The sequence below is a fragment of the Paenibacillus sp. O199 genome (assembly GCF_001636635.1).
Classification (GTDB): Bacteria; Bacillota; Bacilli; order Paenibacillales; family Paenibacillaceae; genus Paenibacillus; species Paenibacillus marchantiae.
Window position 1 is genome coordinate 21,512 of the sequence record NZ_LGRP01000048.1, and the last position, 7,255, is coordinate 28,766.

The 7,255-nt window shown below is 47.7% G+C and carries 7 protein-coding genes and 2 tRNA genes; 8 read left to right on the plus strand and 1 reads right to left on the minus strand.

Translation table 11 applies throughout. From position 1 onward, the window contains the following. Positions 1-74: 74 nt before the first annotated feature. The 5 genes from polA to A6049_RS30110 all read left to right on the plus strand — a co-directional run bounded on the left by polA (position 75) and on the right by A6049_RS30110 (position 5,776). Positions 75-2,729 (plus strand): DNA polymerase I, encoded by a 2,655-nt coding sequence (gene polA, locus A6049_RS30090; RefSeq protein ID WP_063568103.1) that lies wholly within the window; start codon positions 75-77, stop codon positions 2,727-2,729. A gap of 116 nt (positions 2,730-2,845) precedes the next feature. Continuing rightward, positions 2,846-3,676 carry a DNA-formamidopyrimidine glycosylase gene (gene mutM / locus A6049_RS30095; RefSeq protein ID WP_063568104.1) on the plus strand — a complete coding sequence of 277 codons (831 nt, stop codon included), beginning with the start codon at positions 2,846-2,848 and terminating at the stop codon, positions 3,674-3,676. A 154-nt stretch (positions 3,677-3,830) separates the two neighbouring features. Then, positions 3,831-4,610 carry a manganese efflux pump gene (locus A6049_RS30100; protein ID WP_063568105.1) on the plus strand — a complete coding sequence of 260 codons (780 nt, stop codon included), beginning with the start codon at positions 3,831-3,833 and terminating at the stop codon, positions 4,608-4,610. Positions 4,611-4,619: 9 nt separating this feature from the next. Beyond that, positions 4,620-5,216, plus strand: coding sequence for a dephospho-CoA kinase (gene coaE / locus A6049_RS30105; RefSeq protein WP_063568106.1), 597 nt, complete (start codon positions 4,620-4,622; stop codon positions 5,214-5,216). Beyond that, on the plus strand, positions 5,213-5,776 hold the full coding sequence (locus A6049_RS30110; RefSeq protein ID WP_063568107.1) for a lytic transglycosylase domain-containing protein: 564 nt from the start codon (positions 5,213-5,215) through the stop codon (positions 5,774-5,776). Before coaE ends, A6049_RS30110 begins: the two co-directional genes overlap by 4 nt. A gap of 107 nt (positions 5,777-5,883) precedes the next feature. Here the strand turns inward: A6049_RS30110 and A6049_RS30115 are convergent, their stop codons facing one another. After that, positions 5,884-6,105 (minus strand): alpha/beta-type small acid-soluble spore protein, encoded by a 222-nt coding sequence (locus A6049_RS30115; RefSeq protein ID WP_053783555.1) that lies wholly within the window; start codon positions 6,103-6,105, stop codon positions 5,884-5,886. A 115-nt stretch (positions 6,106-6,220) separates the two neighbouring features. On the opposite strand from A6049_RS30115, the gene nrdR reads away from it, so the two are divergent. The 3 genes from nrdR (at position 6,221) to A6049_RS30130 (ending at position 7,035) form a co-directional block, all read left to right on the plus strand. Beyond that, complete coding sequence (gene nrdR, locus A6049_RS30120) at positions 6,221-6,688, plus strand: transcriptional regulator NrdR (RefSeq protein ID WP_063568108.1); 468 nt, start codon at positions 6,221-6,223, stop codon at positions 6,686-6,688. A gap of 185 nt (positions 6,689-6,873) precedes the next feature. Then, positions 6,874-6,946, plus strand: a tRNA-Ala gene (locus A6049_RS30125). Between the two features lie 16 nt (positions 6,947-6,962). Next, positions 6,963-7,035: transfer RNA gene (locus A6049_RS30130), tRNA-Lys, on the plus strand. Positions 7,036-7,255 lie beyond the last annotated feature (220 nt).

Genomic DNA, 7,255 nt, shown 5'->3' on the forward strand with positions numbered 1-7,255 from the left:
TGTAACAGGTGTGTATGGTATCATGAGAGTAGATGTGATTGAAGGATTGACCATACGATACGCGAGGTGCTGGAATGGACAAGTTTATTCTTATAGATGGAAATAGCATTATTTACAGGGCGTTTTTTGCAATGCCACCGCTAACTAACTCGAAAGGCTTGCACACCAATGCGGTGTACGGCTTCACCACGATGCTGCTGCGCTTGCTGGAAGAGCATAAACCGACACATGTGATGGTGGCATTTGATGCAGGCAAAGTTACGTTCCGACACGAAGGTTACCAGGAGTATAAGGGTGGTCGGGAGAAAACACCGCCGGAGTTGTCGGAACAATTTCCGCTGCTGAAAGAGCTGCTTCAGGGCTTCGGGATTGCACAGTTTGAGCTTGCAGGATTCGAAGCAGATGACATTATCGGAACATTAACGAAACGTGCGGATGAAGCCGGAAGACAGGTTCTCGTTGTGTCAGGTGACAAAGATATGCTGCAGCTTGCTTCTGAGCATGTGCATATTGGGCTTACACGCAAAGGGGTAACCGAGATTGAGCTATACGATCCCGCTCAGATTAAGGAGCGCTATGGTCTGACCCCGCTGCAAATCATTGACCTCAAAGGTCTGATGGGTGATGCGTCCGACAATATTCCGGGCATTCCTGGTGTTGGAGAGAAAACGGCTTTGAAGCTGCTGCACCAGTTCGGTTCGGTTGAGGAAGTTCTTAACGGCACAGGTGAGCTAAAGGGCAAAATGAAAGAAAAGATTGAGGCTCACGCCGAAGATGCACGTATGAGCAAGCAGCTTGCCACGATCCACCGTGAAGTTCCATTGGAACAAACTTGGGAAGATATGCAGTTTGCTGGCTTAAAAGAGGAACTGGCAGGCCCGGCTTTGGCCAAGCTCGAATTCAAGTCTTTGCTAGAGCGCCTGTCATTCCGTGCAAGTGTAGTTTCTGAACAGGAAGCCGTTCCGGCGGCCGTAGTGGAATCCTCCATTGCAACAGAAGAAACGATTAGTGAACTGTTCGGTTCACTCGAATCCATTGATGTGCTGCATGTGGAGACACATGGTGATAACCCGCATCAGGCGAAACTCATTGGACTTGCTGTTGGTTCAGCCGAAACCTATACATTCCTGTCTTCCGAATTGCTCCAGTCTGATGCAGCTGCCCCAGTACGAGAATGGCTCGGCAATGCAGATCAACCCAAGCGTGGTTATGATCTACATCGTGTTGATCTGGCACTGCATGCGCATGGCATTGAGTTTGCTGGAGCGTCCTTTGATGTGCAATTGGCTGCCTATTTGCTTGATCCAACTGAATCGAATCAGACGATTAGCGGCCTGACCACGAAGTATGGTCTGCCTTCCCTCGTGGAGGATGATTCGGTTATGGGCAAAGGTGCAAAATACAGAGTGCCTGAGGCGGATATATTGGGCGATTTTCTGTGTCGCAAAGCGGCGGCAGTAGCAGCCATTATCCCACTCCAGGAGCAGGCGCTGGAGAGCAATGAGATGAACGCACTTTTCCATGAATTGGAGATGCCATTGTCACGTATTCTTGCAGATATGGAGAAACAGGGGATTAAGGCTAATACGGCAGATTTGAAGGCTTTGGGTAGTGAGTTCGAAGAAAATATAAGCAGGTTAATGGCGGAAATCTACAAGCTTTCCGGTACGGAATTCAATCTGAATTCACCGAAACAGCTGGGTGAGATTTTATTTGATAAACTCGGTTTGCCTGTGGTGAAGAAAACAAAGACAGGATACTCTACGGATGCCGAAGTATTGGAGAAGCTGGCTCCATATAATGATGTAGTCAAACATATTCTGCAATATCGTCAACTTGCCAAGTTGCAGTCCACATATGTAGAAGGACTCCTCAAAGAGATTTCAGATAAGGATGGCAAGGTGCATACGTTTTACCGTCAGACGATTGCGGCTACTGGACGTCTTAGCAGCCAGTTCCCGAACTTGCAGAACATTCCGATTCGGATGGAGGAAGGCCGTAAAATCAGAAAGGTATTTGTTCCTTCCGAACCAGGGTGGTCCATTTTGGCAGCAGACTATTCGCAGATTGAACTGCGCGTCCTTGCACATATTTCAGATGATGAGCGGCTGAAGGAAGCTTTTGTCCAGGACATGGATATCCATACGAAGACGGCCTCAGATGTGTTTGGCGTGAAGCCAGAAGAGGTGGATGGAGACATGCGTCGTTCTGCCAAGGCGGTTAACTTTGGTATCGTATACGGGATCAGCGACTACGGTTTGTCTCAGAACCTGCACATCACGCGGAAAGAGGCAGCACAGTTCATTGATCAATATTTTGAAGTATTCCAGGGTGTGCGTCGATATATGGATGATATTGTGAAGGAAGCCCGTCAGGATGGTTATGTCAAAACGTTGCTGGAACGCCGTCGTTATCTGCCAGAAATCAATGCAAGCAACTTTAACCTGCGTTCCTTTGCTGAACGGACAGCAATGAATACACCGATCCAGGGAACTGCGGCAGATATCATCAAGCTTGCCATGGTACAGATGGATGAAGCACTGCGTGAACGCAAGCTGAAGAGCCGCATGCTATTACAGGTGCACGATGAGCTTGTATTCGAAGTGCCTGCGGATGAAATGGAACTGATGAAAGAGCTGGTTCCTTCGGTGATGGAAAAAGCATTGGAGCTGTCAGTGCCGCTAAAAGCAGAAGTCAGCTACGGAGAAAACTGGTACGAGGCTAAATAATAGATCCCAAGCGGGTTTTCCGTTATTTTACAAAATATTTTTCAACTGTTTTCGACACAAGAAGGGGTCCCGCTGAGCGCCATCTTCCGTTATAATATAGGGGAGGTGAGAACATCATGCCGGAATTACCGGAAGTCGAAACAGTCAGAAGAACATTGAATCAACTTATTGTTGGCAAGACCATTGACTCCGTTACCGTTAGCTTGCCGCGGATTATTCAGCGGCCGGACGACATAGATGCATTTGCAATGGAACTTAAGGGACATACCGTGATCGGTGTGGAGCGCAGAGGCAAGTTTTTGCGTATTTTGCTGGACGGGCTGGTGCTTGTCTCCCATCTGCGGATGGAAGGCAGGTACGGGGTATACCAACAGCATGAGGAAGTGGAGAAGCATACCCATGTTATCTTTCACTTTACCGATGGTACAGAATTACGTTACAAGGATGTCCGTCAATTCGGTACAATGCATCTCTTCAATGCAGGGGAGGAACTGGTATCCAAACCTTTGTTAAAACTGGGGCTGGAGCCGCTTGATCCTGCGTTTACTGTAGCTGCATTCCGTGATGCTGTTGGCAAACGCACGACCAAAATTAAAGCCGTCTTGTTAAATCAGGCATATGTGGTCGGCATCGGGAATATTTATGTGGACGAGGCCTTGTTCCGCGCTGGAATTCATCCAGAAACCATTGCCAAGACATTAACCGAAGCCCAGTTAACCGTGCTGCATGAAGCGATCGTGGTTACGCTCCAGGATGCGGTGAATGCAGGAGGTTCCTCCATTAAGTCCTATGTCAATGGACAGGGCGAGATGGGAATGTTCCAGCATCAGTTGAAAATATATGGACGCAAGTCTGAACCTTGTGCAACGTGTGGCACATTAATCGAGAAGAGTGTTGTAGGTGGTAGGGGCACGCATTACTGTCCAAACTGTCAACCGCTGCTCTAAATCGTTGATGGGTTTGGTAGCATGAACGAAATCGTCAAATTGTAGCACCCTTGGATTCCTCCCTCCATATACTGATATGGCAGAAATAAGCGGGCGTATACCCATACTGGCAGCCGCCAGTTGGAACGAGTTCCGCACAGGGGAGGAATCCGGGGTGCTGCATCATTTTATTTCATTACTGGCGCTTGCTTTGGCGCTTAGTTTAGATGGTTTTGGAGTCGGGATTACATATGGGCTGCGGAGAACTAAAATTCCGCTGTTATCCATTGTCGTCATTTCCATCTGTTCGGGTCTGGTTATTGCATTATCGATGCAAGTAGGTGTGCTTCTGTCTCATGTCGTATCTCCGGACGTGGCTTCAATTGTTGGAGCGGTTATTCTGATCGGTATTGGCGCATGGTCGTTGCTGCAACTCATTCGAAAACGGGGCAAGGAACAGCTGGAAACGGACAATGGAGTGGGTGAGGGAACAGGAGCAGGAGCAGGAACAATCCGCAGTAGTACGCAAGCCTCACCAGAAGCTCAGTCGAAGGGCAGGAATCAGGTGCTCGCGCTGGAGCTTGAGCCATCTGCTTCTGGAGGATCTCTGGAACGAATGGTCTTTACACTTGAGCTGCGGAAGCTGGGTGTGGTTATTCAGATCCTGCGTAGTCCCTCGAAGGCGGATATGGATAACTCGGGCAGTATATCCGTCCAAGAAGCGATGTGGCTGGGGATAGCCCTTTCTCTGGATGCTTTTGGTGCAGGATTAGGGGCAGCATTATTGGGATTTCCGACTTTGTGGACAGCATTAGTTATTGCGTTGTTTAGTGGGGCATTTCTGTCACTGGGCATGAAAGTTGGGTTGCGCTTTGCTGCTCTGCGGTGGATGCGAAGATTATCTGTGTTACCTGCGCTTTTATTAATGTTTATGGGAATAATGAAGTTGTTGTGAGGTGAAATAATGAATATTGGCTTAACCGGCGGGATCGCGACAGGCAAAAGCAGCGTGTCCGCCTTTCTCGCCAGTAAGGGAGCGTTGCTCATTGATGCAGATGTTATTGCCCGGGAAGTAATGCTGCCCGGGCATCCCGTTTTGGCTGCGGCTGTTCAGCGGTTCGGACAAGCCATATTGAATGAGGACGGAACACTGGATCGGAAAAAGCTTGGCAGTATTGTTTTTCAGAATCCAGAGGAACGTAAGGCACTTGAGGCTATTACACATCCAGCGATCCGCAAGGAGATGCGCGAGCGCGCTGCTCTGTACGAGCTTGAACATCCGGACAAGCTGGTCGTATCGGATATTCCGTTATTGTACGAGTCAGGGCTGGAGGATGGCTTCGAAGAGGTGATGGTTGTTTACGTTCCGAGGTCAGTGCAGCTAGAACGACTGATGAGCCGGGATGGAATGACGGCAGAACAGGCAGATGCCCGTATAGACGTGCAGATGGATATTGAAGATAAGAAGCAGCGTGCTGACGTGGTTATCGATAACAGCGGCTTGTGGTCAGAGACGGAGCAGCAACTCATTTCATTTTTGCATCGTAAGGGCCTAATATGAGATTGCTGCGTAAGAAACGGGTACTGTTGTTGATGTTTGTGTCTTTTGTATTGGTGCTGTTCCTGAATACCAATTGGATGTCATGGTTCTATCCGATTCATTATAAGGAAGAGATTCGGGCCCAGTCTCAGAGTTATGAGGTTGATCCGTTTCTCATCGCTTCCATCATCAAGGTGGAGACCAATTTTAAGACAAGCAAGGAATCCAAGAGAGGTGCCATCGGATTAATGCAGCTGATGCCTGACACCGCGAACTGGATTATGGAGCAAGCCAAAATTCCGGGAACCTCATTGGAAGAATTGAAGCACGAGCCTGAAAGGAATATCCAGCTGGGCACCTGGTATCTACGTAATCTGTCAGATCAATTTGACGGGAATGAAGCGGCTATGATTGCTGCTTACAATGCAGGTCCAGGTAAAGTGAACTCATGGTTAAGGGATGGCGTATGGGACGGTTCATTCGAGACGGTCAAAGATATTCCGTTTGGTGAAACCCGGCACTATGTACAACGCGTCATTTATTATTATAATCAATATGTAAAGATCTATAATACGTTCTAAGTTAAGACACTTTGGATTCATGCTCTAAAATAAGTAGAAGCACCGAGCAGGCCGGTTGTTCACCGGCCGCTCCATGCTCCTCTGTGTACCGTATTACGATGCAGATATTATTGGTATTGACCTGCCAATTGCTGTTCTGCAATTGTTACCAGACGCTTCGTGATGTATCCACCGATCGAACCGTTCTCGTAAGAAGTCATGTTACCTTGGTATCCGTCTTGTGGGATGCTGATTCCGAGTTCTTGAGCAACTTCATATTTCAGTTGTTCGAGAGCTGCGGAAGCTTTAGTTACCACCAGGTTGTTGGAGTTACCATTGCTTTGTGCCATTGCTGTTCACCTCCTCGCGGTTGGTAAAAGTATTATGTGTCGGCAATACGATTTTCATAACTAAATGCATGCAGGCAATTTCTGGTAAAAAGTAAAACGTGGGAAGTGATCTGATTTGAAATGTCCTTATTGCGCCTACCTGGGCACAAAGGTGCTTGATTCAAGGCCGGCCAATGAATCGAAATCGATTCGTCGTCGTCGTGAGTGTGAGCAATGTAGCCGTCGATTTACCACTTTTGAAATGGTGGAAGAAACACCGCTGATCGTCATCAAGAAAGATGGCAGTCGTGAGGAATTTAGCCGGGACAAGATTCTCCGTGGCCTGATTCGGGCTTGTGAGAAACGTCCGGTCTCTGTGGAGACACTGGAAATGATGGTATCTGAGGCAGAGAAGTCTCTGCGAAATACAGCCGATGCAGAAGTAGAGAGCCGTCAGATTGGCGAACTGCTGATGGAACAGCTGTTTCCAGTGGATGAAGTAGCCTATGTGCGCTTTGCTTCGGTGTACCGTCAATTCAAAGACATCAATATGTTCATGAAAGAACTCAAATCTTTATTGTCCAAAGACAACAACGAGGATTAGTGAAACGGGTAAAAGGGGAAGAGCATTCTGGGGTTACCATCTGTGTGTTCCAGTAAAAAGGTTGTTCTTCTCCAATCACTTTAGCTTCAAGAAAAAGTTGTTGACAGCAAAAGCTGTATTTTATATGATATAGGAGTCGCCTGCGGAGCATTGCAGAGTTGGACAACTTGTTACATTCATAATTTGGGGCCTTAGCTCAGCTGGGAGAGCGCATCGCTGGCAGCGATGAGGTCAGGGGTTCGATCCCCCTAGGCTCCATACAAGAACATCATATGGACTCTTAGCTCAGTTGGTAGAGCAGTTGACTCTTAATCAATTGGTCCAGGGTTCGAGTCCCTGAGAGTCCATCAAAAAGAACGGCAGAGATGCCGTTCTTTTTTTATTAGGAGACAACTTGATTGCTTTTATACAGTCACAGAGTCTTTAAGTGGCAAGATGCATAACTATCTGACGAACTTGTCGTGCTGCGCCGTGGGAAGAAAAACAAATTCCTGACCCGACTTGAATAGAAAAACAAAAACCAGGGTGCCGTAAATGAAGTGACCCCTTAAAGTTAGACAAATATTT